Below are 26837 nucleotides of genomic sequence, written 5' to 3'. Positions count from 1 at the left end.
CCCACGACCGTAGCGACCGGGGCCAAGCACTGTCCGTAACCGTCGCCGGTAGATGCCGCGCACGACTCGCCGCACCGACCACAGGACGTTACGCTGCCCGGCATGGCCAGACAGGGCTGGGGAGGATCGATCGCCACCGCGGCCGGCGTGGCAGCCGGTGCCGGTGCCGCCCAACTGGGCTTCGGATACGGCCTGGGCATTCTCAACTGGGCGCCCCCGGAGGCGACCGCCGGCACGGCGGCCTGGGTGGCGAGCCTGATCTGGGCGACCTGGATCGCGGCCACGTCAACCATCTTCGGTGCGGTCTGCGCCCAACGGCTGCACGACCGTCGCCGGGCCGCATCCCCGACCGATCCGGCGACGGTGGCCGGCGGGCCGCCCGCCTCCGGTTCCCCGGCGCCGCCGTCCGGCGCCGCAGCGCCGACCATTTCCGCAGCGGCGGGCAGCGGGCCGGCGACGTCCGGCAGCCCGGTTCCGCCCTCCGGTGAGCTTCCGTCCACCACCGCCAAGCAGGACGGTGGCGGACTGTGGGGAATCGCGCTGGCCGTGGCCGCCGGCCTGGGCGCACTGATCACGGTGTTGCTGGTCGCCGTACCGGCCCGGGTCGCGGTGGTGCCGGACACGCCGTCCCCCCGGGACATGGCCGCCGGGTACGCGGCGGTCGGCGTACTGATCGGGACGCTCGTGGCGGTCTGGGCGCTGCGGTGCCGCGCCGCCGCCACCAACGTCATCGCCACCGCCGGCTGGCTCTGGCTGCTCGCGGTCATCGCCGTGGTCGACTCGGTGCTCGCCGGTCGCGGGCTGACCACCGCGCAGCTCGGGATCTGGCAACTCAGCTCGGACAACGACCAGTTCTGGATCCGGGACTACTTCTACTGGCCCGGTGCCGTCCTGTCGCTCGGTTCAGCACTGGTGATCGGCGCGCTGGCCGCCCGCCGCGGAGTCCGGGCGACCGAGCGGCGGGTCGGTGCCACCGCCTCCGGTGCCGCCGGGCCGCTGCTGGTGGCCATCGCCTACTTCCTGGCCGTGCCGAGGCTCACCGCGATCAGCCCGGAACAGGTGTCCGCTCATCTCACCGCCCCGTACGCGGTGATCGTCGGCATCGGCGGGTCGGTCCTGGTGGCGGCGCTGGCCCAGCGATCGGCCCGGCTGGCGGCACACCGGTCGAGCGGCGCCGACGCGGCCCCGGTGGTGCCCCGGCAGCGGATCGGTGACGACCGGCTGAAGCCCGGGGCCGGGTCGCATGCCGAGCGGCCAGCACCGGATGCCAACCGTCCCGAGCCTGCGGCCGATCGGTCGGCACCGGATAGCGAGCGGGCCGGGCCGGGCGTCCACCGGCCCGACGAGCCGGTGGCCGGCAAGGTGTCGGCGGCACCGGAAGAAACCGCACCGGGAAAAACCACATCGCGGCCGGCAGCGGCGGTCAAGTCGGCGGCACCGAAACCCGCGGCACCGAAACCCACGGCAGCGAAGCCGGAAGGATCGGCGGAGGTGGGTGGCCACACCGGGGCCTCGCTGTCCGAAACGTCGTCCGGCAGCGACGAGACGACCGAGGGCGGAAGCCGCCGCGGCCGTCCCCAACGACGCGGTCGCTAGTGCGGTGTCCCGAGGGGCGATGTCGTGCCAGGAGCCGACGAGGTTCCGGCTCGCTCAGTCGAGCGGCCAGGTGTGTACCGGCTCGTTTGTGTACTGCAACTCCGCGTAGCGCTGGAGCATGTGGTGCAGCGCGGCCCGACGCTCCAGACCCAGGTGCCGCTCGGCGGCCCACACGGTGGCGGTCTGCCAGACCGCTCCGTTGCGTCCGGTACGACAGCGTTGCTCGATGATGCCGAGCAACCGGTCCCGGTCGGCGGCGGCGACGCCGAAGCCGTCGAGGCCGGCGGCGGCGAGCGGCAGCAGTGTGTCGAGCACCAGCGTGGTCACCGGCACATCGCCCAGCTGCGGCCAGTGCAGGACCGCGTCCATGCCCCGGCGGGCAGCCGCGTGGAAGTTCTCCTCGGCGGAGCTGAAGGTCAGCTGGCTCCAGATCGGCCGGTCGGCCTCCGCCATGCCCCGGACCAGCCCGAAGTAGAAGGCGGCGTTGGCCAGCATGTCGACCACGGTCGGCCCGGCCGGTAGCACCCGGTTCTCCACCCGCAGGTGCGGACGGCCGTTCATGATGTCGTACACGGGCCGGTTCCACCGGTAGACGGTGCCGTTGTGCAGCCGCAACTCGGCCAGCTCGGGAACGCCGCCGGCGTGCAGGACCTCCACCGGGTCCTCGCTCTCGCAGATCGGCAGCAGCGGCGGGAAGTAGCGGACGTTCTCCTCGAACAGGTCGAAGATCGAGGTGATCCACCGCTCGCCGAACCAGACCCGGGGCCGTACGCCCTGGGCCTTCAGCTCGTCCGGCCGGGTATCGGTGGCCTGCTCGAACAGGGCGATGCGGGTCTCCGCCCAGAGCTGCCGATCGTAGAGGAACGGGGAGTTGGCACCCACCGCCACCTGGGCGGCGGCGATCGCCTGGGAGGCGTTCCAGTAGTCGGCGAAGCTGTCCGGCGCCACCTGGAGGTGGAACTGGAGGCTGGTGCAGGCCGCCTCCGGCGCGATGGAGTCGTTGTGCGTACGCAGTCGTTCGACGCCCCGGATGTCGAGCTCGATGTCCTCACCCCGAGCGCCGACGATCTGGTCGTTGAGCACCCGGTAACGCTCGTTTGTGGAGAGGTTGTCCGCCACCAGGTGTCGCTCGTTCAACGTGGGCAGGATGCCGACCAGCACGATCCGGGTGTCCGACCGCGCGGCGCGTTCGTTGGCCCGGTTGAGGCTGGCGCAGAGGTCACGCTCGTAGTCGGCGAACCCGGTGCCGGAGATCAGCCGTGGGTTGGCGTTCAGTTCCAGGTTGAACTGCCCGAGCTCGGTCTGGAACAACGGGTCGGCGATCGCGGCGAGGATCTCCTCGTTGCGCATGGCCGGTTCGGCGGCCGGGTCGACCAGGTTGAGCTCGATCTCCAACCCGGTCATCGGCCGGTCGGCGTCGAAGCCGAAGTCGTCCAGCATGAGCGCGAACACGTCCAGGCAGCGCCGGACCTTCTGCCGGTACCGGACTCGATCCTCACGGGAGAAGGCGGCTCGATCGACGTCCCTGCCCATGCTTCCTCCCGGCGCGCGACGCCACGGAACGGTGCCGCTCCGCAGCGCACTGTGAACCATACTCGCTGGGAGCGCTGCACCCAGCCGCCCCGAAGATCGGTCCATTGCCGCAGTCCACCCGTTGCAGCGGCCGATCGCGTCGCCCCCGACCAGGTTGCTCGCTCCCGCTGGAGTAGGTACCCAGTCGCACCGTCGGACCCTTGATGCACGCGGAGAACAAGTTGTGACAATTCGCACCGGCAACGCGTACGAGTGAAGGTCCCCGGACAGCCGACAGGCCCGCGCGGTGCGGGCGCGGGCCTGTCGGAGCGTACGGATCAGGACTGCCGGATGGCCTCGCCCTCGATCTCGATCTTGACCTTCTTGCCGACCAGGACGCCACCGGACTCCAGGGCGACGTTCCAGGTCAGGCCGAAGTCCTCACGGTCGATCTCGGTGCTCGCCGAGAAACCGAAGATGTCCTGGCCGAAGGGGCTGCGGCCGACACCCTCGAACTCGACCTTGAGGTCGACCGGACGGGTCACGTCCTTGATGGTCAACTCGCCGGTCAGGACGAACTCGTTGCCCTCGTGCGACTTCACGCCGGTGCTGCGGTACTCCAGCGTGGCGAACTTCTCCGCGTCGAGGAACTCGGGGCTGCGCAGGTGCGCGTCCCGATCCGCCTGGGCGGTGTTGATGCTGGCGGCCTGGATGGTGGCGGAGACCGTGGACTCCAGCGGATCCTCGGCGATGGTGATGGTGGCGCTCGCGTCAGCGAACTCGCCGCGAACCTTGCTCACCATCATGTGCCGGGCAACGAAGCCGACCCGCTTGTGCGCCACATCCAGCAGGTAGGTGCCGGCCGCCGGGATGGTGAGGCCGTTCCACTCGCGGGTAACCGGCTCGGTGCTGCTGGTCATGAGAGACTGCCCTCCGGGAGATATTGTTTAGTAGCCCAACGGCTGCGTCAGCAACTATAGCCGTGACAATATTCCTGCTGTCAAGTATTGGTACGATGGTCTGGTGGAAGCGAACACGTTCGACGACCCTCGAATCACGGCCGTCGGTCTGCTCTTCGAGGTGCACGCCGGGCTGGCCGCCCGATTCGCCGCCCAGCTGGAGGAGCACGGCCTGTCATCGGTCGAGTTCGAGGTGCTGACCAGACTCACCCGGTCACCCGCCAACCAGCTGCGGATGACCGACCTCGCCGCTCAGACCTCACTGTCCACCAGCGGCGTGACCCGGGTGGTGGACCGGATGGAACGCGACGGGTTGATCACCCGCCGCGCCTGCCCCTCCGACCGACGAAGCTCGTACGCGGTGGTGACGCCGGCCGGCCTGCGCCGGCTCAACGAGAGCCTGCCCGGGCATCTTCAGCTCATCGAGGACTGGTTCACCGGGCAACTCGACCCGGCTGCGCTGGCCGCCCTGCTCGACGGCCTGCGCCGGGTACGCGACGCCGTACATCCCTGCGCAACCGCCGGCAGCCGTTCCGCCGCACCGGGCGAACCTCCGGCCGAATGCGACGAGGAGGGCAGGTCACCCGCACCGGGCGGCCACCCGGGCCGCTGAGGCATCCCGCGCGTCGCCTGCGCCGACGGTTGCCGGCGCCCTCAACCGCCTGGCGGACCCTGGGTATGCGCGCGAGCAGCCGAGCGTGACGGGACCGGCAGAACCACCGGCAGAACCACCGGGCCAATAGGTGATAGCCCACCAAACCAGACAGACGGGCCGACTGCGCCTCGCTAGTCTCGCAGCGGCGGGGGCAGCGGGGGGCACCGGCGCGGGCGATGAGCGAGGGGTGGCAACAGGGGGCTTCCTCGCCCGCGCCGTCCCCGTCCCCGCCACCGGTGGGCCGGCCGCCGACCGCACCGCCTTCGCCGGCCTCACCGCCCCGGGGCCGTCGGGCCGTTCCGGGCCACCGACAGCACGTAGATCAGTTCCTCCTCGTGCTCCAGCAGCCGGATGCCGCCCTCCCGGCAGGCCACGTCCAGCCGATCGAGCACACTCGCGTCCGAGGTGCTCGCCGCCAAGCCCACCAGAGCCTCCACGACCGTGCGTCGGTCCCGACCGGTCTCGTCCGGCTCCGCTGCGGCCGCGAACCACTCCGCCGCGACCTCCCGGTCCCCACGATGCAGCGCCAGATGCCCCTCGATCAGTGCGCCGGTGCCGTCGAGCGGACGCAGCTCGGCGAGCACCTCGGCGGCCTCGACCGCCCGACCGTCCTGGGCGAGCGCCAGACCCAGTGTCCCCAGCACCTGTCGCCGACCGCGCGGGGTGCCCAGGTCGCCGAAGGCCGTCAACACCCGGCGAGCCTCGTCGGCCGCGTCGGCGTACCGGCCGGCCAGGCGGAACACCTCCGCGACGGTGCCCCGAGCCAGCACCCGCAGCCGCTGCTCCGCGACCTGACCACCGAGCCGGTCCACCACCGCGAGCCGGCGGCGAGCCGTGGTCAGGTCACCGAGCCTCATCTCGTGCCACGCCAGCTGATGTTGCGCGACCGCCATCTGGCGGGTCAGGCCATGCTCGGTGGCCAGGGCCAGCACCGCCTCCGCCTGCTCCCGTGCCTGGCCCGGCCGTCCGGTCGCGGCCAGCAGGACGCCGAGGACCGTCCGCGCCTCCAATTCGCCCGGCACGTCACCGAGCCGACGGAACTCCGCCAACGCCGCGCGAGCCGTCGACAGCTCCGTTGCGGCCGCGCCGTGCTCGCTGGCGAGCATCGCCACACCGACCGAGGCCCACGCGCGCAGGGCCGGGTCGGCATCGGCGGTACGCGGATCGGCCAGCAGGCGCAGCAGCCACTGCCGGCCGACAACGTCCCGCCCACGTAACCGCCACCACCGGGGCAGGTTCACCGCGAGACGTAGCGCGGTCAAGGGGTCGTCGACCGCCGCGTACGCCAACGCGGAGCTGATGTCGCCGGTGACCTCGTCGAGACGGTGCGCGGCGGCACCGGCACCGGCACCCGTCAACCCCGACGCGGTCCGCTCCACCAGCCGGGTCACCACCCGAGCGTGCCGACGGCGGATCACCGTCGACTCGCCGGCACCGGACGCCTGCTCGACGGCGTAATCCCGGACGGCGTCGACGAACCGGAACCGGAACGAGCCACCGCCTCGTACGCTCAGCAGCCCGAGATCGAGGAAGCGGTTCAGCAGCGGCACCGGATCGACGCCGGTGCCGGCGAGCATCTCCTCGGCCAACTCCACCGACCACCGGTTGCCGAAGGCGGCGAGCTGCCGCAGCGCCGCCCGGTCCTCGACGGCGAGCAGCCGGTAGCTGGTGGCCACCGCGTCACGCAGGGTCTCCGCCACCGCCGTGCGGGCATCGTCACCCCGTGGCCGTGTCTCCCAACCGCTGTGCGTGGCGGCAGAGGTGTCCAGATCCAGCACCCGGTCGCCGTACCGGTCGAGCAGTTCGGTGAGATCGAGGAGCCGGCCGCGCGCCGCCATCAGTTCGATCGCCAGCGGCAGCCCGCCCAGCCGGCGTACCAGGGCGGCCAGCGCGGGCAACTCGGCGTCGGCCGGCGGTTCCCGCCGGACCTGAGCCAGTCGCGAGGTGAACAGGGTGACCGCCGGATATCCGACGAGGGTCGCCGGGTCGGTGTCGCCCGGTGGCGGCACCTCCAACGGCGATACGGGGCGCACCCACTCGCTCGGTAGCCCGACCGGATGCCGGCCGGTGACCAGCACCCGCAGCGACGGCACCGCACCGACGAGTCGCCGCAGGGTGCCGGCCACCGGATCGGGCGCCCGCTCCACCGCGTCCACCAGCAGCAGCGCCCGCCGGTCACCGAGCCGCGCGGCCAACTCGGTGTCCCGGGCCACGCCGAAGACAGTCATGACGGCGGCGTGCACGTCGGCCGCGTCCGACCCGGCGCCGACCAGCACCCCGGCGACACCGCCGGGATGAGTGGGCGTGGCTGCGTGGACCGCCGCCAACGCCAGGGCGGTCTTGCCGACACCGGCCAACCCCACCAGGCTCACCACCCGGGGACCGCGTGGATCGTTCAGCAGAGTTGCCAGCTCGGAGATGTCACGCTCCCGGCCGATCAGGTCCGGTGGTGGCGGCAGCCCCAGCGGCGTACCGACCTCGGGCTGGGCGGTCGTCGCCGGGCTGGTGCCCCGGGCGGCGGCCAGAAATGCCGCGCGGGCGGAGCCGGTCAGCCCGAGCGCCCCGGCGAGCAGCTCGACGGTGGTGCGTTGGGGCCGGGTGGAGCGGCCCCGTTCCAGGTCACGGACCGTCCGTACCCCGACGCCGGCACGAGCCGCCAGCTCAGCCTGGGTCGCGCCGGCAGCCTGCCGGTGCGCCCGCAGCAGCTCCGGCAGACCGGCGTGCGGCGGACCGGATTGACGATCATGACCGGGAGCCATGGGCACGGACAATACGGCCCAGGCCCGACATCGGACACGGGATCGTCGGCCACCCGACGATGCCGTGCCGAAACCTGACAACCACCGATCGGCAGCCGGCCTGCATCGAACCGGCATCGATGTGCGACGGCCGGCTGGCCGCCCGACGCGTCCGGCCGATCCGGCCGGTTCACATCCCCAGGTCGCGGGCGATGATCATGCGCTGCACCTCGGAGGTGCCCTCGCCGATCTCCAGGATCTTGGAGTCCCGCCAGAACCGGGCCACCGGGTACTCGTTCATGAAGCCGTACCCGCCGTGGATCTGCGTCGCCTCCCGGGCGTTGTCCACCGCGATCGTGCTCGCGTGCAGCTTGGCGATCGCCGCCTGCCGCTTGAACGGCTCGCCGGCGAGCATCCGGGCAGCGGCGTCGTAGTAGGCGAGCCGGGCGGTGTACGCCTTCGCCTCCATGTCGGCGATCTTGAACTGGATCGCCTGGTAGTTGCCGATCGGTTGACCGAAGGCGTGCCGCTCCTTCGCGTACTTGATCGACTCGTCGACACAGCCTTGAGCGAGACCGACGGCCAGCGCGGCGATGGCGATCCGGCCCTCGTCGAGGATTTGCAGGAACTGGGCGAAGCCCCGACCACGCTCGCCGAGCAGGTTCTCCGCCGGCACCCGGCAGTCGTCGAAGTTCAGCTCGTGGGTGTCCGAGGCGGTCCAACCGACCTTGGAGTAGCCGGGCGCGACGGTGAAGCCGGGCGTCCCGCTGGGCACGATGATGGAGGACAACTCCTTCGTGCCGTCCGGCCGGGTGCCGGTGACCGCGGTGACGGTGACCAGGGCGGTGATATCGGTACCGGAGTTGGTGATGAACGCCTTCGAGCCGTTGATGACCCATTCGCCGGCCGCCTCGTCCAGCACCGCCCGGGTCTCGGTGCCCCCCGCGTCCGAGCCGAAGCCCGGCTCGGTCAGCCCGAACCCGGCCAACGCCTCGCCGCTGAGCAGCCGGGGCAGCCACCGCGCCTGCTGCTCGTCGGTGCCGAACCGGTAGATCGGCATCGCGCCCAACGAGACCGCCGCCTCCAGGGTGATGGCCACGCTGGAGTCGACCCGGGCCAGTTCCTCCAGAGCCAGGCAGAGCGCGAAGTAGTCGCCGCCCATGCCGCCGCGCTCCTCGGCGAAGGGCAGGCCGAACAGGCCCATCTTGCCCATCTGACGAATGATCTCGTACGGGAAGGTGTGCTGCTCGTAGTGCTCGGCGATGACCGGCGCGACCACCTCGCGGGCGAAGTCCCGCACGCTGTCGCGAAGCGCCTCGTGCTCCTCGGAGAGCCGGAAGTCCATCGGGTTCCTCCTGTGTGGACGGCCCGCCGGGCGCTTGTGGCGCCGGGACGGGATCGGTGCTGGTGCCGGACGGCTCAGACCGGGGTGACGCCGTGCCGTCGCCGGGAGAAGTGCCGCTGCTTGCCCCGCGCGGCGGCGAACCGGCGCACCAGCTCGGCACGCAGTTCCTGCGGCTCCACGATCGCGTCGACCACCAGCTCGCTGGCGAGCCGGACGATGTCGATGTCCCGTTCGTACTCCTCGCGTCGGGCGGCGACGAACGCCGCCCGCTCGGCCTCGTCCTCGATGGCCGCGATCTTGTTGGCGTACACGGCGTTCACCGCGGCCTCCGCACCCATCACCGCGATCTTGGCGGTGGGCAGCGCGATCGTGGCATCCGGCTCGAAGCCTGGCCCGGCCATGGCGTAGAGGCCGGCACCGTACGCCTTGCGCACCACCACACAGATCTTGGGTACGGTCGCCTCGGAGATCGCGGTGATCATCTTTGCGCCGTGCCGAATGATGCCCTGCTTCTCCACCGCGCTGCCGACCATGAACCCGGGCACGTCGCTCAGGAACAGCAGCGGCACGTTGAACGCGTCGCAGAGCTGCACGAACCGGGTCGCCTTGTCCGCCGAGTCGACGAAGAGCACCCCGCCCTTGAACATCGAGTTGTTGCCGACCACGCCGACGACCTCGCCGTTCAGCCGGCCGAAGCCGATGGTCAACTCCTTCGCCCAGAGGGCCTGGATCTCGAAGAAGGAATCCTCGTCGAGCAGGCCCTTGACGTACCGCCGCATGTCGAACGCCTGCCGCTCGCTCGCCGGCACCAGCGCGGCGAGGTCGGCCTTGGCCGGCGCCTCGACGACGGACGCGGCGGGCGGCTGCTGCGTCCAGTTCGCCGGCAGGTACGACAGGTAGCGCTTCACCACGTCGAGCGCATCGGCTTCGGTCTTGCAGAGGAAGTGCCCGACACCGGACTCGGCGCAGTGCACCCGCGCCCCACCCATCGCCTCCAGGGTGGTCTTCTCACCGGTCACCATCTCGACCATCCGGTCCGACCCGAGGTACATGCTGGCGTTGCCGTCGACCATGGCGACCACGTCGCAGAACGCCGGAATGTACGCCCCGCCGGCCGCACTGGGCCCGAACAGCGCGCAGACCTGGGGGATCGAGCCGGAGGCGCGGACCTGGTTCCAGAAGATCTTCCCGGCGCCACGACGCCCGGGGAACAGGTCGACCTGGTCGGTGATCCGGGCACCCGCCGAGTCGACCAGGTAGACCATCGGCACGCCGGTGTCGTACGCCCGCTCGATGATCCGGATGATCTTCTCGACGGTGCGGGCGCCCCAGCTGCCGGCCTTGACCGTGGAGTCGTTTGCCATCAGGCAGACCTGACGACCGTCGATGGTGGCGGTGCCGGTGACCACGCCGTCGGCGGGCAGTCCCTCGGCGAGGGCGTTGGCGTAGAGGCCGTCCTCGACGAAGCTGCCCTCGTCGACCAGCAGTGCGACCCGCTCCCGGGCGAACAGTTTGCCCTTGGCCGCGTTCGCCGCGTGGTACTTCTCCGCGCCGCCGGCCCGGACCCGCTTGCGCAGCTGCTCCAGCGCCTCACCGTCAACCGTCACCACGGCCCCCCACCCCAAGCAACCTGAACGATCGTTAGGCTACCGCACCTGCGCCCACCCCGCTAACCCCATCGTTGATCATGAGGTTAGCGGCAGCTCTAGAGATCAACTCTGCCGCTAACCTCATGATCAACCGGCTCTGGGCGGGGTGAGGCGGGTGCGGGGGCCGGCGCGGAGGACGCCGGAGGGGAGAGTTCGGGCGGTCAGGTGCTCGGCCAGCTCGGCGACCTCGATCAGGGCGTCCAGATCGATCCCGGTGTCGATGCCCATGTCGTGCAGCATGTGCACCGCCTCCTCGGTGGCCAGGTTTCCGCTGGCCCCGGGCGCGTACGGGCAGCCACCCAGGCCGCCGACACTGGCGTCGAACTCGGTGACGCCGAGTTCCAGGGCGGTCAGCAGATTGGCCAACGCGGTACCCCGGGTGTTGTGGAAGTGCAGCAGCACCGGAACATCGGCATCGCGATCGCGTACGGCGGTGAGCAGGTCACGGACACGTCGGGGCGTACCCATGCCGGTGGTGTCGCCGAACGCGACGCGGTCGGCGCCGTCGCGAACCACCCGGTCCACGATGGCGGCCACCCGCACCGGATCGATGTCGCCCTCGTAGGGGCAGCCGAAGCTGGTCGCCACGATCACCTCGGCGCGGGCACCGGCACCGTGCAGCAGGTCGATCAGCTCGGCGATGTCGTCCAACGACTCGTCGGTGGAACGGTTGACGTTGCGCCGGTTGTGCGTGTCGCTTGCCGAGACGACCACCTCGATCTCGGTGAAGCCGGCGGCGAGGGCGCGCTGCGCGCCGCGCGTGTTCGGCACCAACGCGGAGTAGCGCACCCCGTCGACCCGTTGCGCCCGTCGCCACACCTCGTCGGCGTCGGCCATCTGCGGGATCGCCCTGGGGTGCACGAACGACACCGCCTCGATCCGCCGTACCCCCGTCTGCGAGAGCGCGTCGAGCAGCCGCACCTTGGCGTCGGTGGGGATCGGCGCCTCGTTCTGCAACCCGTCGCGCGGCCCGACCTCACGAATGGACACGTACTCCGGCATCTCTGCCATCCGGCCACCTCACTGTGACACGTCCTGTCGCCAACTCCCCCAGCATGTCACGCCCCACCCCACCCGCGTTGATCAAGAAGTTTTGGTCGAGATTCGCGCCGCAGCCGACCAAAACCTCTTGATCAACGCGGGTGGGGTGGGGGTCAGCGGAGGCGGGAGACGATTGAGGTGTCGTAGTCGCCGGAGAGGAACTCCTGGTCTTCGAGCAGCTCGGCGAAGAAGGGGAGGTTGTGCTTGGGGCCGGACAGGTCGAAGGCGGCCACTGCCGCGCGGGCGCGGGCGATGGCCTCGGTCCGATCCTGGCCGTGCACGATCAGCTTCGCCATCAGGCTGTCGTAGAACGGGGTGACGGTGTTCCCCTCGGCGTAGCCGGAGTCGACGCGTACGCCCTCGCCGGTCGGCTCGACCCAGGTCCTGATCGTCCCCGGGCCGGGCAGGAACCGCTTCGGATCCTCGGCGTTGACCCGCAGCTCGATGGCGTGCCCGCGCACGGTCAGCGCGTCCGGGTCGAAGGTCGGCGGCAGGCCGGCGGCCACCCGCAGCTGTTCCTCCACCAGGTCGATGCCGTGCACCAGCTCGGTCACCGGGTGCTCCACCTGAAGCCGGGTGTTCATCTCCAGGAAGAAGAACTCCCCGGTCGCCGGATCGAGCAGGCACTCGACAGTGCCGGCGTTGCGGTAGTCAACCGCTTCGCCCGCGCGCACGGCCGCGGCCAGCAGGCGGGAGCGTAGTTCCGGCGAGACCGCCGGGGAGGGCGACTCCTCCACCAGCTTCTGGTTACGCCGCTGCACCGAGCACTCCCGCTCGCCCAGGGCCAGCACCCGACCGTCGGCCAGGCCGAGGATCTGCACCTCGACGTGCCGCACCCGGGGGAAGTACCGCTCCAGCAGCACCGAGCCGTCGCCGAACATCCGCTCCGCGAAGGCCCGGACCTTGTCGTACTCGGTGCGCAGCGCGGCCTCGTCGACCGCCACCCCCATGCCCATGCCGCCGCCACCGGCAGCGGCCTTCACCATCACCGGGTAGCCGATCTCCGCCGCCGCCGCGACCGCCGCCGCCACGTCGGCCGCCGGCTCGGTGGTCCCGGCCGCCACCGGCACGCCGGCCGCCGCCATCAGGTTCCGCGCATTGATCTTGTCGCCCATCGCGCTTATCGCGTCCGCGCCGGGTCCGACCCAGATCAGGCCGCTGGCCTCGACGGTACGGGCGAATTCGGCGTTCTCCGACAGGAAGCCGTAACCGGGGTGAATCGCCTGCGCTCCGGTCGACCGGGCGGCGGCGAGGATCGCCTCGGTGTTGCGGTAGCTCTGGGCCGGGTTGGCCGGCCCGACGCAGACGGCCTCGTCTGCCTCGCCGACGAACGGCAGGTCGGCGTCGGCCTCCGAGTGCACCGCGATCGCCCGCACCCCGAGCCGCCGGGCGGTACGGATGATCCGGCGGGCGATCTCGCCCCGGTTGGCGACCAGCAGCGACTCGATCATGCTTCCTCCGCGTCCAGATGGTGGGATCGCGTGCTAGGGAACCACGCCGCCCCGGGTGCGAGGAAGGGCCCCTCTCAACGCCAACGGCAGAGCGGGGCCCTGGTGCGGTGTCCGAGCGACGGCGACGCGGGCGTACCGGGGTCGGCTCCCCGCTCGGTGGCGCCAGCGGGGATGTGATGAAGCGCACCAGTCCTGGCCGGTCAGCCCAGGACCGCCGGACGCCGACGGGTCAGGCGGGCTCGGTGGGGGCGAGCAGCGCGGCCAGCGTGGCGGCGCGCAGCAGCTCGGACCGACGCCGGTGGTCGACCTCGCCGCCGAGGAACGGGGTGGAGTTCATCAGGCCGAACGCGGCGTGTGCCAACACCCGCGCCTCACCGTCCGGCAGCCCCGGGTGCAGAGCGGTCAGCACGGTGACCCACTCCTCGACGTAGAGCCGTTGGAGTCGGCGGATGCGCCGTCGGGGCTCCTCCGGCAGCCGATCCAGCTCGTGCAGGTGCAGCGCGATGACGGCCGGATTGGCGAGCGCGAAGTCGACGTGGAAGTCGATAAGCGACTCCAGCGAAGCGCGTGGGTCGCCGGGATGGGCGGCGGAGCGCTGCCGTCCGCCGTCGAGCAGCCCCTCGCTGACCGGCGTCAGCGCGGCGACCAGCATCGCCTCCTTGCCGGCGAAGTGGTGGTAGAGCGCCGGGCCGGTCACGCCGGCAGCCGCGCCGATGTCGTCCATCGACACGCCGTGGTAGCCCCGCGAGGCGAAGAGACCCACCGCGATCTCAAGAATCTCGTCTTTGCGGGATCGGCGTCGTCCCGCCCCCGTGGCCCCGCCGTTCGCGCCCCGGGCCTGCTGCTCCACCGTCACCGGGCCAGCGTAGACCCGACTGTCGACCGCGTGGGGCCGTGGTTACCCGCCAGTCCGATAGCCGGGAACGTCGACTCACGTCGGGCGTTGGTTGAGGCCGGAGAGCCGGAGCGCGATCCGGCTCCGCACCGGCGGCAGCACCGAGATCAGGCGTAGCAGCAGGTCCCGGGCCGGCCGGGCGGCGGGCGGCACGGTGGCGAGGCGGGTCAGTCGGTCGGCGAATCCGGCCACCTCGTGTGCGAGTGGCCGACGTCTGGCCGCGTACTGGTCCAGCCGGGTCTCGGCGGCTCCGGCGAGCACGTCGGCCAGGGTCTCGCCGAGGTCGACGGCGTCGCTGATGCCGAGGTTCATGCCCTGCCCTCCGGCCGGGCTGTGCACGTGTCCGGCATCGCCGGCCAGCAGCACCGGACCGGAGCGGAACGTCCCGGCGACCCGTCGGTGCAGTCGGAAGCGCGAGGACCAGAGCACCTCGCGCACCTGGTCCGGCCGTTGCCGGGGACCACGCTCGTCGAGCAGGCGTTGCAGATAGGCCGCGTCCGGATCGGCGGGCGGATCGGTGACGGTGGCGACCAGGCGTACCCGCCCGTCGGGCAGCGGCGCCCAGACCAGCGGCCCGCCCCGGGCAAGGAAGATCGACGCGCCGTCGCGGGGCAGGCCGCTGTCGAGGCGTACGTCGGCAAGCACGAACGACTCCTCGGAGCCGGCCGGCCCGGTGAACGTGATGCCGGCCAGCTCACGGACGGTGCTGTTGATGCCGTCGGCCCCGATCACCCATCGGGCGCGCAGGCTCGTGCCGTCGAAGTCGGCCACCGAGCCGTCGCCGTCGCGGCGGAGGCCGGTGAGCCGGTACGGGCGCAGCACCCGTACGCCGGCCTCGGCCAGCTGGTCGGTGAGCACCTCCTCGGTCACCGACTGGGACACCATCAGCGCGTACCGGTGCCGGCTGGGTAACCCGCCGAACGGCACGGTGACCAGCACCCGGTCCCGGTCGCGGACGCTGAACCGGGCCGACCGCAGCCCGCGGGCCACCAGCATCTCGCCGGCTCCGATCCGGTCGAGCACCTCCAGGGTGTACGCGTGCACGACGGCGGCCCGCGAGGTCACCGCCGGCTTCTCCCGCTGGTCCACGACGGTCACCTCGACCCCTCGACGAGCCAGGGTGAGTGCGGCGGTGAGCCCGGTCGGGCCCGCGCCGACGACCAGGACGTCCGTTCGTTCGGGCAGCATGGCGACCTCCTCGACGGGATGCCAACAAGTGTTGGCCAACGCTTGTTGGCAACGTTAGGCCGCCCCGGATTGGGAAGTCAACAGCCGTTGGCATACCGTCGGTCACATGACGGAGGGCGTACCCGAACGGGCTTCGAAAGCGGGCGCGGAGCCGACGGCCGGCGGCGGACGCCGCAGCTCGGAGGTGACCCGCGCGGCCATCCTGCGAGCCGCCCGGGACCGCTTCGCCGCCGACGGGTACGACCGGGCGACGATCCGGGCCATCGCCGCGGACGCGCGGATCGACCCGTCGATGGTGATGCGGTACTACGGCAGCAAGGAGAACCTGTTCGCCACGGCGGCCGAGTTCGACCTGCGGCTGCCCGACCTGAGCGGCGTGCCGGCCGATCGCCTCGGCACGGCGCTGACCAGCTACTTCTTCACCCGCTGGGAGGGCGACTCGACCCTGCCGGCGCTGCTGCGCACGGCGAGCACCAACCCGAGCGGGGCGGAGCGGGTACGCGCCATCTTCGCCACCCAGCTGGGCACGGCAGTCGGCCGGGTGGTCGCGGACCCCGCCGAGGCCCCACGGCGCGCTGGACTGGTCGCCAGCCAACTGCTCGGCGTCGCTCTGACCCGCTACGTCCTGCGCCTACCCCCGATGGTCGACATCTCCCCCGCCGAGCTGATCACCTGGCTCGCCCCCACCATCCACCGCTACCTCACCCACCCCGCCCCCCACTGACCCCCCTGCGCTGATCGCTCCCCCCGCGCTGATCACCCGCCCCGTTGATCATGAGGTTAGCGGCATAGTCGATCTTTATTCCAGCCGCTAACCTCATGGTCAACATGGCGTCACCGCGGGTTGGGGCCCTTGACGACGGGGGCGCGGACGAGGTTGCCCCACTCGGTCCAGGAGCCGTCGTAGTTGCGCACCTTCGGATAGCCGAGCAGGTGCCGGAGTACGAACCAGGTGTGGCTGGACCGTTCGCCGATCCGGCAGTAGGCGATCACGTCGTCGTCCGGTGTCAGGCCGAGCTGGTCGGCGTAGATGCCCCGCAGCTCGTCGGCCGACTTGAAGGTGCCGTCGTCGTTGGCGGCCGACTTCCACGGCTTGCTCACCGCGCCCGGGATGTGACCGCCGCGCAGCGCGCCCTCCTGCGGGTAGTCCGGCATGTGCAGCATCTCGCCGGTGTACTCGCCCGGCGAACGCACGTCGACCAGCGGCCGGCCGGCGTCGACGTGCGCCGACACCTCCTCGCGGAACGCCCGCACCGGCGCGTCGTCGCGCTGCGGCACCGGGTAGTTCGCCCGAGGCCGGGTCGGCTTGTCGCGGGTCAGCTCGCGCCCCTCGGCGATCCACTTCTGCCGGCCGCCGTCGAGCAGCCGCACGTCCTGGTGGCCGAAGAGCGTGAAGACCCAGAGGGCGTACGCGGCCCACCAGTTGAAGTTGTCGCCGTAGAAGACGACCGTGTCGTCACGGCCGATGCCCTTGGCGGCGCAGAGTTCGGCGAACCGTTCGGCGTCCAGGTAGTCCCGGGTCACCTGGTCGTTCAGCTCCAGATGCCAGTCGACCTTGACGGCACCCGGAATGTGACCGCTGTCATAGAGCAGTACGTCCTCGTCGGACTCGACGACCACGAGACCGTCGTCGCCCAGATGCTCGGCCAGCCAGTCGGTGGTGACCAGTCGCTGCGGGTCCGCGTACGACTGAAGTCGGGGATCGGGATCGTTCGGCACAGACATGGTCCCCAAAGTACGCCGCGCTTCGCTCGGCCAACGGAATTCGGGTGCAGCGGATGTGGTCCGCCAGGCGTGACACTCCTGACTGCCGCCGAAGACGAGGACCACCATGACCGCAGCGCCACCAGGGGCCGATCCACCGCCGGTGGACTTCAGCGAGTTCTACCAGGCGCACTTCCAGCGGGTGGCGGTGCAGCTCTACGCGTACCTCGGTGATCACGCCGAGGCGCAGGACCTCACCCAGGAGGCGTTCTGCCGGACACTTGAGCGCTGGGACCGGATCAGCGCGTACGACGATCCGTCGGCGTTCGTCCGCCGGGTGGCCTGGAACCTGGCCACCAGCCGGCTCCGTCGGCTCCGCACCGCCGTGCGTCACCTGGCCCGGCAGCGGGAGGAACATGTGCCCGGCCCCAACCCGGACCGGGTGATGCTGCTGGCGGCGCTCACCATCCTGCCCGCCGCCCAACGCCGGGCGATCGTCCTGCACCACCTGGCCGAACTCACCGTCGCGGAGATCGCCGACCAACTCGGCGTACCCGAGGGGACCGTCAAGTCCTGGCTGTCGCGGGCCCGCACGACCCTGGCCCGCCACCTCACCGAGCGGCAGGAGGCCGGCCGTGCGTGAGATCAACCTGGACCGGTTGTTCGCCGAGTTCGAAGCGACCGCCGCGCCCACCTTCCGCCCGCCGGGCGTGGACGCCGCCCGACGCCGGGTGAACCGCCGTCGGCGTCGCCGCCGTGGCCTGCTGGCCGGGTTGGTCGCGCTGCTGCTGACCGGGCCGGGCGTGTACGCCACCGCAGGTCGGGACGCCGACCGTGACCCGCCCGACCCGACTCCGTCACCGGCGACCCCGTCACCGGCCCCGGACGGACAGGTGATCGAGCGGAAGGTGAATCCGGTGGGGGTAGCCGGCAGGTTGGCCGGTTTACGCTTCGTCGACGCCCGGCACGGCTGGGCCCTCTTCGACACCTGCGGGCCCGACGACAGCGACCGGACCGGCTGCCGGCTCGACCTCGCGCGTACCGCTGATGGGGGCGCGACCTGGCAGCGGACGCCGCTGCCGGACACGGCGAACAACCCCCGGTGGGCCGGACCGTACTACCTGCTACCGCTGGACGGCCGGAACCTGACCGTGGGCGTACCCGACGGCTACCTGGTCACCACCGACGGCGGTGCCTCCTTCACCGAGCATCCTCGGGAGTCCCCGCCCGAGGTCACCCGGCTCGCCGCGGCCACCCGGCGCGGCTACCTGCTCCAATGCCCGGGAAGCGGCGCACTGATCAAACTGAACTGTGCCGAATGGGAACTCGCCCGGATCGGCGCGGCGAAAGTGCCGACCCAGCCCCCGGTGATCCTGAGCGGTGCGGCCAGCAACGATCTGATCGACGGTGGCGACGGTCGGATCTGGGTGACGACCCGAAACGGTGACTGGCTGACCGTCGCGGTAAGCGACGATGACGGCGGGACCTGGCAAGAGCTGCCTGACGTTGCCGGTGCCGCTCGACTGCTGGTCTCACCCGACGGTCGGGACGCGTGGCTGGTCAACATCAATGAGGGTTTCGACGCCCCGACCCATAAGCGGGTGTGGCGGTTGGATGGCGACCGGTGGCAGGAGCGGACGCAATTGCCGCCCGACACGAACTCGGCCGCCGCGGTCAACGGTGGCCTGCTGGCAGTGACCAACCCGTGGGGCAACGTGGGCTACTGGACGGGCGACCGCTATCTCGATGTCCCAGTACTCCGGCGCCGCCTCACCAGCGGCGAGCACCCCCCGACGGTGCAGGTGCTTCCCGACGACACCATCGTCATCACCACCCCGACCGACACCACCCTCGGCACCGGCCCCGCCCAGACAAGAACCTGGACCCGCCACCTCCACTAACAGCCCCCACCCACCGCAGCCTCCCAGGCCCACCCAGGCCCGGCCTGGTTGATCAAGAAGTTTTGGTCTAGGCAGGCGGAAAACCAGACCGAAACTTCTTGATCAACGCGGTGGGTTGAGGGGTTGGAAGGGGGTGAGGGTGGGGCGTTTGGCGGTGCGGGTGTCGCCGGAGGAGCGGCCGGTGAGGCGGCGCTTGAGCCAGGGGGCCAGGTGTCGGCCCGCCCAGCGGAGGTCGGCGGTGCGGGCGGACAGCCAGGGGGTGGGCTCCGGGTTCGGCGGGACCAGCAGCCACTCCTCGTCGCACCCGACACCGAGCGCGGTCAGCACCTGACCGGCCACGCGGCGGTGCCCGGCCGGAGACAGGTGCAGCCGGTCGGTGCTCCAGAGCATCGGGTTCAGGTACGTGTCGTCGGCGTACAGGTCGACCAGGATGGCGCCGTGTCGCTCGGCGGTCTCCCCGACAGCACGGTTGAGCAGAGCGACCCGGGGTGCGATCAGCCGTTGGCCGGGCAGCCGCGCCATCACGTCGGCGAACCGGAACAGCAGTACGTCGGCGCCGCGGCTGCGCAGCCGGCCGACCACCTCGTCGAAGCGGGAGACCAGGGTGTCCGGGTCGAAGCTGCGCCGCAGCACGTCGTTGCCGCCCGCCGCGAAGCTGATCAGGTCGGGCTTCATCGCCAGCGCCGCCGGCACCTGTTCGGCCACCACGCTCGGGAAGGTCCGCCCCCGGATGGCCAGGTTGGCGTACGCGAAGTCGGGGCCTGCCTCGGCGGCGAGCCGGGTGGCCACCAGATCCGCCCAGCCCCGGAAACTGCCGTCCGGGTAGGCATCGTCCAGGCCCTCGGTGAAGCTGTCCCCGACCGCGACGTAACTGCGCCAGCGCACCTGCTCACTCCTCCGACATGCGAGTAGGAAGGAACTCCTGCCTACCACCGGAAGTTTTGCATCGGCCACCCTCGCGGTGGTGCCCCGAGCGGGGGAACGTGGCGGACGTCATCGACACTTCACCGGTGATGGTGTCCATCCCCGCCGGCCGGGTGCAGCTCTCCGATCGACGGACCGAGCGCCGGTGGTCGGTCGAGGTCGAGGCGTACCAACTCGCCGCCTTTCCGGTCACCCAGGCCGAGTACGCGCAGGTCACCGGCGAGCGTCCCAGCGCCTCCACCGGTGACCGTCGGCCGGTCGAGAGCGTCTCCTGGTGGGACGCGATCCGGTTCTGCAACGCGCGCTCGACGCGGGAAGGGTTGCGGCCGGCGTACCGGGTCGACGGCGAGCACGTCGACTGGGACGTCGCCGCCGACGGCTACCGGCTGCCAACCGAGGCAGAGTGGGAGTACGCCTGCCGGGCCGGCACGACCGGCCCCCGGTACGGGCCGCTTGACGAGATCGCCTGGTACCGCGACAACTCCGGCGGACGCGTCCACGAGGTCGGCGGCCGACAGCCCAACGCCTGGGGCCTGTACGACATGTTGGGCAACGTGTGGGACTGGTGCTGGGACGTCTACGACGCGCAGGTCTACGGCAGCTACCGGGTGCTCCGTGGCGGCGGATGGTTCGACGAGCACTGGAGTTGTCGCGCCTCGGTACGCCGCCGCAGCCACCCGACCTTCACCGTCGACGACGTGGGCTTCCGGGTGGCGCGCTCCGGCTGAGCGGGGGGACACCGCGACGAGCCCGTCGCGAGTAGTGTCCTGAACCACACGCTCTGTTCACGCCCCGTTCACCTGAAGGATTCTGCTGTGGCCGTTGGTCGTCGCTGGCTGTCGCTGACAGCCGCTGCCGCGCTGGTTCTCGTCGGCGGGATCGCTGCCCCCGCCGGTCCCGCCTCGGCGCTCGACCCGGACCCGAAGTTCACCTTCGATGTACCAGGTACGACGGTTGCGGTGGGAGTCAGCAAGAAGAGGGTCTACCTGAAGGTGACCAACCTGACCGACGAGACGCCGAGCGAAATCCAGTTCCGCGTCCGACCCCTCGAACTGGACTGGTTCGAAAAGGCCACGGTCGACTGGACGGAACGCGCCGGCTCCGGCGAGTGCGACGGTGACAGCGGAAGTTGGTACTGCCGCATCGCGAAGGACATCCGTCCTGAGTTGCTGCCGGCACCCGGCGGGACCTCGGACATTCCCATCGACATCAATGTTCGGGGGACGCCTGAGCCTTTCGAAGGCACGTTCGAGGTCGAGGTCGGCGTGGCCTGGGGCGAGAACGGAAAGCGGATCACCGACAAAAAGACGTTCCCGCTCGCCCTGGTCGACGATGCCGAAGCCGACCTGTCGGTGGTGGCGCCGGACGTCAGGCAGTCGGTGCGCGTCGGTGCCGGCGGCCGGCTGGAAACCACCGGGACGTTGAATCCGGGTGAGACGGGCGCGGTGCGGTACCGGATCGTCAACCACGGCCGGAAGGCGGTGAGCGGCGTCACCGTCACCCTGGGCCTGCCCGAGGGTGTGACCTTCACCCAGCCGCCGCAGGAGTGCGAGGTCGGCGACGACGGACGGTCGGCGGTCTGCACCTACGATTCGCTCGCGCTGGTGCCGATCGGTGAGGACACCGAGCCGAACGACGACGTCCACTCCGCTGTCGAGCTCCACAACCTGGTGACGGTGCCGGCCGACAGCACGGCACCTGTCACCCTGGCCGGCGGCACCGTGCAGGTCGAGGGCCTGACCGACGGCATCAGCGCCCGCTCCGCCCCGGAGCCCACCGTGCTGCCGGCGAACGCCGTAGCCGTGCCGGCAGCCGACGTCGACGCCAGCGACAACCAGGACGGGTACGCCGTCGTGGTCGCCGCCAAGAAGGACGACGACAACGGTGGCGGGGGTGGCCTGCCGGTCACCGGGCCGCAGGCCGGGCTGATCGCCGGAGCCGGTCTCGCCATGGTCGCGGCGGGCGTCATGCTGCTGCTCGCCCGACGTCGCCGCTCGGTCGCGTTCGTCTCCGGCGACGACACCACCGCCTCCTGATCCTTCCGCCGGCCAGCCCCGCCCAGGGCCGGTCGGCGCAGGACCGGTCGGTACCGTGCCCGCCGACCTCAATCCGGCCAACACCGGACCCGACGGCCCTGGTCCAGTAGCGCCCGGGGACGACTCCGGGCCGGGTCAGGTGATACGGCAGCGGCCGGTACAGGCGGGCGGCAGGGCGACAGCCGGGCGACGGTACGGGCCCCAGGCCACGAACCGCTGGAACAGCTCGCGCGGGGTAGGGCCACCCTCCGGGTCCAGCCGGAACAGGTCGTGGGTCGCCTCGTAGTAGAGCCCGGACAGGTAGACGGCCAGGTCCAGCCAACGGTTGTCGTACTCGACGCGGAGCAGCAGCCGGGCCTCGGCACACGGCCAGGACAGCCCGCAGGCGCTACACAACCAGAGCGGGCGTAGCGGCAGATGCTGCGGTCCGTCCAGCGGGTGCCGTCGGGGCCGCTCGGCCGCCGGGCCGCGACGCGGCACAGGCATTCGGTTCGGGTCGGGCATCTCCACCTCCTGCGGCGAACGGGAAGGGGCCGCCCCGACACGGGGGATAGCGGGGCGGCCCCGGCGCAGCCCCACCCCGTCCCCGATGGATGGGAGCAGGACCGCCGAGTGACATTCTGGTGACCACGCGACTACTGTCGGAAGGCACCGACGCCGGCCGTGGCGCGACCGGCATCCGGCCGGGAAGCCCGTTTGAGCAGGCCATTGATCGTGGAGGCACTGTGGAATCCGAGCCGACCGCCGAACTGATCCGGGCACAGTTGCGCCGGCTACGGCTGGCCGCCGATCTGACCCAGGAGGATTTCGGCAAGCAGGTGCACTTTTCCGGCTCACAGATCTCCGCGATCGAGCTGGGGCAGCGTCCGTTCGACCGGCTCTTCCTCAAGCGGGCCGACGAGGTGCTGAACAGCGACGGTCTGCTGCTGGGGCTGCTGCGCATCGCCGAGCTGCACGGCCAGCCCGGTTGGCTGCGGCCATGGCTGGACGCCGAGCGCAGCGCCACGCAGTTGCGCTGCTACCACCCGACGCTGATCCCGGGGCTGCTCCAGACCGAGCACTACGCCCGCGCGGTGATCCGCGCCGATGACATGCTCAGCGATGACGAGGTGGAGCGGCGGGTAGCAATCCGGATGGACCGCCAGGCGATCCTGACCCGGGCCGACAACCCACCGATCCTGATCGCGGTGATCGAGGAGGCCACGCTGCGCCGGGTCGACGAAAGCTTCCGGGGCATCATGACGCAGCAGGTTGTCCACCTGCTCGACTGCGTGCAGCGCGGCGGCGTGATGATCCTCGTAATTCCGATCGAGGTGAGCGTGCATGTAGGCCACGCCGGTCCGTTCACCCTGGCTTGTGGAGCCGACGGCGACTGGGTCGGCCACTTGGAGAACCACCTCGGTGGCGCGACCATCGACAAGGCCGAGGAACTCGCTACCCTGCACGCCAGGTGGGACGGCATCCGCAGCGTCGCCCTCCCCAGGAGACAGTCCGAGCTGCTGATGAAGGAAGTGATGGAGTCGTGGTCCACGATCTGACCGGCGCGACCTGGCGCAAGTCCACCCGCAGCGCCGGCGGCGAGTGTGTCGAGGTGGCCGACAACCTGCCCGGCGTGGTCGGCGTACGCGACAGCAAGGACGCCACCGGCCCGGTCCTCACCTTCGCCCCGACCGCCTGGCGTCGCTTCGTCGCCCACACCAAGCTCGGCTGACCGCACCACGCCCCACCCGCCGAGCGTCGACCTAGCCGCCGGTTCAGCGGGAGGCGACCGCCAGCACCGCGTCGGCGAAAGCCTGCGGCGCCTCCTGCGGCAGGTTGTGCCCCACCCCACCGGCGACCGTGCGGTGCTCGTACGGGCCGGTGAACTGCTTCGCGTATGCCTCGGGTGGTAGGTGGGGTGCGCCGTTGGCATCGCCTTCCAGGCTGATCGTCGGCACGGTGATCGGCGGTTTGCCGGCCAGCCGCTCCTCCAGATCCGCGTACTGCGGCTCGCCGTCGGCGAGGCCCAGCCGCCACCGGTAGTTGTGGATGACGACGTCGACATGGTCGGGGTTGTCGAGCGCCACCGCGCTGCGGTCGAAGGTGGCGTCGTCAAAGTCCCACCTCGGCGAGGCCGTCTGCCAGATCAGCTTGGCGAAGTCGCGGGTGTTCCGCGCGTACCCCTCCCGGCCGCGCTCGGTGGCGAAGTAGTACTGGTACCACCAGGCGTGCTCAGCCGCCGGGGTCAGTGGCACCCGACCCGACGCCTGACCGTCGATCAGGTAACCGCTCACCGCGACCAGGCCCCGACAGCGCTCCGGCCAGAGCGCGGCCACGATGCCGGCGGTGCGGGCACCCCAGTCGAACCCGGCCAGGATCGCCCGGTCGATCTCCAGCGCGTCGAGGAACGCGACGGTGTCGACCGCGAGGGCGGCCGGCTCAGCGTTCCGCACCGCGTCAGCGGACCGGAACCGGGTGGTGCCGTGGCCACGCGCGTAGGGCAGCAGCACCCGGTGGCCGGCGCTGGTCAGCAGGGGCACGACCTCGGCGAAGCTGTGGATGTCGTACGGCCAGCCGTGCAGCAGGAGCACCACCGGACCGTCCGGCGGGCCGGCGTCGACGAAACCGACATCGAGTACGCCAGCCTCGACCTTCCGCACGTCAGTGAACAACGCACCCACCCCTGCCTCGGTCGACGCCACCCCATCACCGAACCTAGGACGTAGCGATGGTCACCGAGACCGCTTCCGCAGATCACGGTGCGGGTGCTACCGCACGAGGTCCTCCTCAGGTACGCACCCGGGAAACACCCCAGGCGATCAAGCCCGTGACGACGCCGACGATGACGCCGGTGAAGAGGCTGCTGATGGCGGCGAAGAACCGCACGATGACGGTCTGCGTCCCCGGCGCGAGATCGGTCAGGTTTCCGCCGAGGGTCGGCGGCTCGTCGAAGGCCACGTGCCAGAGCAACTGATGGGTCAGGGCCAGCAGGACGCCGTACAGCAGACCGACGACGAGCAGGGTCAAAAACGGGTTGGGCACCCGCTTCGCCAGGGCCACGGTGATCCACACGATCGGCGGCACCACCACCAGCAGCAAGTTGACGAAGGTGCGCTCGTGCACCAGACCCAGGTCGTGCAGCACCACCCGGGGCAGGCCGAGCAGTGCCAGCCCGAGCAGGGCGAGCAACGGAAGCCCGAGAGCCGGGCGAGGTGACGTGTCCATGCCGGCAACGCTAGGAACGATCGGTGGCGACGCCATCCGCCCAGGAACCCGGTCACGGTACGTCGGGAAGCGACCCCCGGTGTCGCGTTCCGACGACTCCGGCGACCCCGACCTCGCCGTACGCTGATTTCGTGGCCGGCCAGTCGACGCAGCGGAGGGTACGTCCCTGGGTCACCGATGTGCTTCTCGGCGCGGGCGTCGCCGGCACCGTGTCGATCGTCATCACCGCGAACGAGGGTGGCCGGCACGGGCCGGACCAGCTCGCGTACCTCTGGGCGGTCGGTCTGGGCGCGCTGATGCTGGTCCGGCGGCGCTACCCGGTGGTGGTGCTGGCCGTCAGCGTGCTCGGCCTGTTCGCCTACTACGCCGCCGGTTACCCGGCCATCGGGCTGGCCGTGCCGGTGGCCGCCGCGCTGTTCTCCGCGGCCGAACACGGCCGGATCGCCGCCTCGGTCGCCGCCGCCGTGCTGGTGATCGTGGTCTCGGTGGTCTTCCGGCTCGCCGAGGGGCAGGATTTCTCCTTCGTCGTCGGCTACGAGCTGGCCGGGCACGTCCTGCTGATGGGTGCGGCGATCGCCCTCGGTGACAGCCTGCGCTCCCGGCGCGCCGCGCAGGCGGACGCCCGCCGGATCGCCGAACTGACCGAGGCGAGGTACCGGCAGGAGGCGCAGGCCCGGCTGCGGGACGAGCGAATGGCCATCGCCCGCGACCTGCACGACTCCCTCGGCCACACCACCTCGGTGATCGCGCTGCACGCCGACGTCGCCCAGGAGGCGCTGGGCCGTGACGAGGCCGCCGCCCGGTCGGCGTTGGAGCTGATCCGGTCCACCGCCCGCCGCAGCATGGACGACCTACGGCGGACGGTGACGCTGCTGCGGTCGCCCGGCGACCCGCCGCGTACGGTCGTCTCGCTGACCAACCTCGACGCGGTCACCCGGGCCGCCTCGGCCGCCGGGTTCGACGTCGACGTGCGGGTGGCCGTCGACACGCCCCTGCCGGCACCGGTGGAGGCCGCCGCGTTCCGGATCATGCAGGAGGCGGTCACCAACGTGGTTCGGCACTCCGCCGGCAGCCGCGTCGAGATCCGTGCCGAGCAGCACGGCGATCAGCTCACCGTCACCGTCACCGACACCGGCTCCGATCCGGCCCCCGGTACAGAACCGACGCGCGGGGCAGGGTCAGCCGGGCCGCCGACCTACCGCGAAGCCGCGAACGGCCGGGTCGAGCCGTCAGCGGTGGTCCGGCCCGGGCACGGCATCGCCGGGATGCGGGAACGGGCCGAGAGCCTCGGCGGCACGCTCACCGCCGGGCACCGGCACGCGGGTTTCGTGGTGAGCGCGGTGCTACCCGTGGCGGAGCCGTCGTGACAAGCGTGCTGGTGGTCGACGACCAGGATCTCGTCCGAGCCGGGATACGCACCCTGCTGGCGGCCGACCCGCAGCTCACCGTGGTCGGCGAGGCCGCCGACGGCCGCTCCGGTCTGCGCCTGGCCCGCCAGTTGCGGCCGGACGTCGTACTCATGGACATCCGGATGCCGGTGATGGACGGCCTGGCCGCCACCGCGGCGATCCGCGCCGACGCCACCCTGACCGCCACCCGGGTGCTGATCCTCACCACCTTCGACGACGACGAGGACATCATCGAGGCGGTCGCCCTCGGAGCCGCCGGCTACCTGTTGAAGGACACACCCTCGGACGACCTGCGGCGGGCGGTGCACACGACCGCAGCCGGCGGGAACCTGCTCTCACCCACGGTCGCCCGCCGGGTGATGGAGCGGCTCGCCGCCACGCCGAGACAGCCGCCGCCCGATCCTCGACTCTCCGCGCTCACCGATCGGGAGCGGGCAGTGCTGGCCCGGGTCGGGCTGGGTGAGACGAACGACGAGATCGGCCGCGCGCTGTTCATCAGCCCCGCGACCGCCCGCACGTACGTCAGCCGGCTGCTGGCCAAGCTGGACGCCCGCGACCGCACCGCCCTAGCCGTCATCGCCCACCGCGCCGGCCTAACCACCCCCGACCCCACCTGACCCACCCACCCCC

Annotated in this window: 25 protein-coding genes; 11 read left to right on the top strand and 14 right to left on the bottom strand. The window is 71.3% G+C overall.

The window, feature by feature from the left end; genetic code table 11:
• Nucleotides 1-102 precede the first annotated feature (102 nt).
• Nucleotides 103-1596: a hypothetical protein gene (locus KBX50_RS18225; RefSeq protein ID WP_210938294.1), complete on the top strand. Its 1494-nt coding sequence runs from the start codon at nucleotides 103-105 to the stop codon at nucleotides 1594-1596.
• A 54-nt stretch (nucleotides 1597-1650) separates the two neighbouring features.
• Here the strand turns inward: KBX50_RS18225 and KBX50_RS18220 are convergent, their stop codons facing one another.
• Nucleotides 1651-3129 carry a glutamate--cysteine ligase gene (locus KBX50_RS18220; RefSeq protein ID WP_210938292.1) on the bottom strand — a complete coding sequence of 493 codons (1479 nt, stop codon included), beginning with the start codon at nucleotides 3127-3129 and terminating at the stop codon, nucleotides 1651-1653.
• Between the two features lie 317 nt (nucleotides 3130-3446).
• Nucleotides 3447-4028, bottom strand: coding sequence for a YceI family protein (locus tag KBX50_RS18215; RefSeq protein WP_093409221.1), 582 nt, complete (start codon nucleotides 4026-4028; stop codon nucleotides 3447-3449).
• Nucleotides 4029-4131: 103 nt separating this feature from the next.
• On the opposite strand from KBX50_RS18215, the gene KBX50_RS18210 reads away from it, so the two are divergent.
• Complete coding sequence (locus tag KBX50_RS18210) at nucleotides 4132-4680, top strand: MarR family transcriptional regulator (RefSeq protein WP_307871005.1); 549 nt, start codon at nucleotides 4132-4134, stop codon at nucleotides 4678-4680.
• A 314-nt stretch (nucleotides 4681-4994) separates the two neighbouring features.
• Here KBX50_RS18210 and KBX50_RS18205 read toward each other — a convergent pair whose 3' ends face one another.
• The 7 genes from KBX50_RS18205 to KBX50_RS18175 form a co-directional block, all read right to left on the bottom strand.
• A complete protein-coding gene (locus KBX50_RS18205; protein WP_210938289.1) occupies nucleotides 4995-7481 on the bottom strand; it encodes a helix-turn-helix domain-containing protein in 2487 nt (828 codons plus the stop codon).
• A 169-nt stretch (nucleotides 7482-7650) separates the two neighbouring features.
• Complete coding sequence (locus KBX50_RS18200) at nucleotides 7651-8805, bottom strand: acyl-CoA dehydrogenase family protein (RefSeq protein WP_210938287.1); 1155 nt, start codon at nucleotides 8803-8805, stop codon at nucleotides 7651-7653.
• 74 nt (nucleotides 8806-8879) lie between these two features.
• On the bottom strand, nucleotides 8880-10412 hold the full coding sequence (locus KBX50_RS18195) for an acyl-CoA carboxylase subunit beta (protein ID WP_210938387.1): 1533 nt from the start codon (nucleotides 10410-10412) through the stop codon (nucleotides 8880-8882).
• A gap of 129 nt (nucleotides 10413-10541) precedes the next feature.
• Entirely contained in the window at nucleotides 10542-11465 is a 924-nt protein-coding gene (locus tag KBX50_RS18190) for a hydroxymethylglutaryl-CoA lyase (RefSeq protein WP_210938285.1), read from the bottom strand.
• A 143-nt stretch (nucleotides 11466-11608) separates the two neighbouring features.
• A complete protein-coding gene (locus KBX50_RS18185) occupies nucleotides 11609-12946 on the bottom strand; it encodes an acetyl/propionyl/methylcrotonyl-CoA carboxylase subunit alpha (RefSeq protein ID WP_210938284.1) in 1338 nt (445 codons plus the stop codon).
• A 229-nt stretch (nucleotides 12947-13175) separates the two neighbouring features.
• Nucleotides 13176-13802 carry a TetR/AcrR family transcriptional regulator gene (locus KBX50_RS18180; RefSeq protein ID WP_210938283.1) on the bottom strand — a complete coding sequence of 209 codons (627 nt, stop codon included), beginning with the start codon at nucleotides 13800-13802 and terminating at the stop codon, nucleotides 13176-13178.
• Nucleotides 13803-13877: 75 nt separating this feature from the next.
• A complete protein-coding gene (locus tag KBX50_RS18175; protein WP_210938282.1) occupies nucleotides 13878-15029 on the bottom strand; it encodes an FAD-dependent oxidoreductase in 1152 nt (383 codons plus the stop codon).
• Between the two features lie 106 nt (nucleotides 15030-15135).
• Here KBX50_RS18175 and KBX50_RS18170 point away from each other — a divergent pair, with 106 nt between their 5' ends.
• A complete protein-coding gene (locus KBX50_RS18170) occupies nucleotides 15136-15753 on the top strand; it encodes a TetR family transcriptional regulator (protein ID WP_210938281.1) in 618 nt (205 codons plus the stop codon).
• Nucleotides 15754-15863: 110 nt separating this feature from the next.
• Here KBX50_RS18170 and KBX50_RS18165 read toward each other — a convergent pair whose 3' ends face one another.
• The gene (locus tag KBX50_RS18165; protein WP_210938280.1) at nucleotides 15864-16754 is read right to left on the bottom strand and encodes a sulfurtransferase; all 891 of its coding nucleotides are present in this window, start codon (nucleotides 16752-16754) and stop codon (nucleotides 15864-15866) included.
• 106 nt (nucleotides 16755-16860) lie between these two features.
• On the opposite strand from KBX50_RS18165, the gene KBX50_RS18160 reads away from it, so the two are divergent.
• The gene (locus KBX50_RS18160) at nucleotides 16861-17376 is read left to right on the top strand and encodes a SigE family RNA polymerase sigma factor (protein ID WP_210938278.1); all 516 of its coding nucleotides are present in this window, start codon (nucleotides 16861-16863) and stop codon (nucleotides 17374-17376) included.
• A complete protein-coding gene (locus KBX50_RS18155; protein WP_210938276.1) occupies nucleotides 17369-18634 on the top strand; it encodes a sialidase family protein in 1266 nt (421 codons plus the stop codon). Before KBX50_RS18160 ends, KBX50_RS18155 begins: the two co-directional genes overlap by 8 nt.
• A gap of 102 nt (nucleotides 18635-18736) precedes the next feature.
• Here KBX50_RS18155 and KBX50_RS18150 read toward each other — a convergent pair whose 3' ends face one another.
• The gene (locus tag KBX50_RS18150) at nucleotides 18737-19519 is read right to left on the bottom strand and encodes an SGNH/GDSL hydrolase family protein (RefSeq protein ID WP_210938274.1); all 783 of its coding nucleotides are present in this window, start codon (nucleotides 19517-19519) and stop codon (nucleotides 18737-18739) included.
• A gap of 128 nt (nucleotides 19520-19647) precedes the next feature.
• Between KBX50_RS18150 and KBX50_RS18145 the strand changes: the two genes are divergently transcribed.
• Together KBX50_RS18145 and KBX50_RS18140 are read left to right on the top strand one after the other, a co-directional pair.
• The gene (locus tag KBX50_RS18145) at nucleotides 19648-20286 is read left to right on the top strand and encodes an SUMF1/EgtB/PvdO family nonheme iron enzyme (protein ID WP_210938385.1); all 639 of its coding nucleotides are present in this window, start codon (nucleotides 19648-19650) and stop codon (nucleotides 20284-20286) included.
• A gap of 87 nt (nucleotides 20287-20373) precedes the next feature.
• Nucleotides 20374-21594, top strand: coding sequence for a hypothetical protein (locus KBX50_RS18140; RefSeq protein ID WP_210938272.1), 1221 nt, complete (start codon nucleotides 20374-20376; stop codon nucleotides 21592-21594).
• 135 nt (nucleotides 21595-21729) lie between these two features.
• Here KBX50_RS18140 and KBX50_RS18135 read toward each other — a convergent pair whose 3' ends face one another.
• Nucleotides 21730-22098, bottom strand: a complete 369-nt coding sequence (locus tag KBX50_RS18135; RefSeq protein WP_210938270.1) for a hypothetical protein — start codon at nucleotides 22096-22098, stop codon at nucleotides 21730-21732.
• 221 nt (nucleotides 22099-22319) lie between these two features.
• On the opposite strand from KBX50_RS18135, the gene KBX50_RS18130 reads away from it, so the two are divergent.
• Both KBX50_RS18130 and KBX50_RS18125 read left to right on the top strand, forming a co-directional pair.
• Entirely contained in the window at nucleotides 22320-23132 is an 813-nt protein-coding gene (locus KBX50_RS18130; RefSeq protein WP_307871004.1) for a helix-turn-helix transcriptional regulator, read from the top strand.
• A complete protein-coding gene (locus KBX50_RS18125; RefSeq protein ID WP_210938268.1) occupies nucleotides 23117-23305 on the top strand; it encodes a DUF397 domain-containing protein in 189 nt (62 codons plus the stop codon). The genes KBX50_RS18130 and KBX50_RS18125 overlap by 16 nt, the downstream gene beginning before the upstream one ends.
• 43 nt (nucleotides 23306-23348) lie before the next feature.
• Here the strand turns inward: KBX50_RS18125 and KBX50_RS18120 are convergent, their stop codons facing one another.
• Together KBX50_RS18120 and KBX50_RS18115 are read right to left on the bottom strand one after the other, a co-directional pair.
• Entirely contained in the window at nucleotides 23349-24245 is an 897-nt protein-coding gene (locus tag KBX50_RS18120; RefSeq protein WP_247673965.1) for an alpha/beta fold hydrolase, read from the bottom strand.
• Between the two features lie 115 nt (nucleotides 24246-24360).
• Nucleotides 24361-24798 carry a hypothetical protein gene (locus KBX50_RS18115; protein WP_210938267.1) on the bottom strand — a complete coding sequence of 146 codons (438 nt, stop codon included), beginning with the start codon at nucleotides 24796-24798 and terminating at the stop codon, nucleotides 24361-24363.
• Nucleotides 24799-24929: 131 nt separating this feature from the next.
• On the opposite strand from KBX50_RS18115, the gene KBX50_RS33640 reads away from it, so the two are divergent.
• Both KBX50_RS33640 and KBX50_RS18105 read left to right on the top strand, forming a co-directional pair.
• Nucleotides 24930-26165, top strand: a complete 1236-nt coding sequence (locus KBX50_RS33640) for a sensor histidine kinase (RefSeq protein ID WP_210938266.1) — start codon at nucleotides 24930-24932, stop codon at nucleotides 26163-26165.
• The gene (locus KBX50_RS18105) at nucleotides 26162-26824 is read left to right on the top strand and encodes a response regulator transcription factor (protein ID WP_210938265.1); all 663 of its coding nucleotides are present in this window, start codon (nucleotides 26162-26164) and stop codon (nucleotides 26822-26824) included. The genes KBX50_RS33640 and KBX50_RS18105 overlap by 4 nt, the downstream gene beginning before the upstream one ends.
• Nucleotides 26825-26837: the final 13 nt, after the last annotated feature.

Source organism: Micromonospora sp. C51 (assembly GCF_018070435.1).
GTDB lineage: Bacteria > Actinomycetota > Actinomycetes > Mycobacteriales > Micromonosporaceae > Micromonospora > Micromonospora sediminimaris.
The sequence above is the reverse complement of the archived record's forward strand: the minus strand, read 5'-3'. Positions and strand labels throughout refer to the sequence as shown.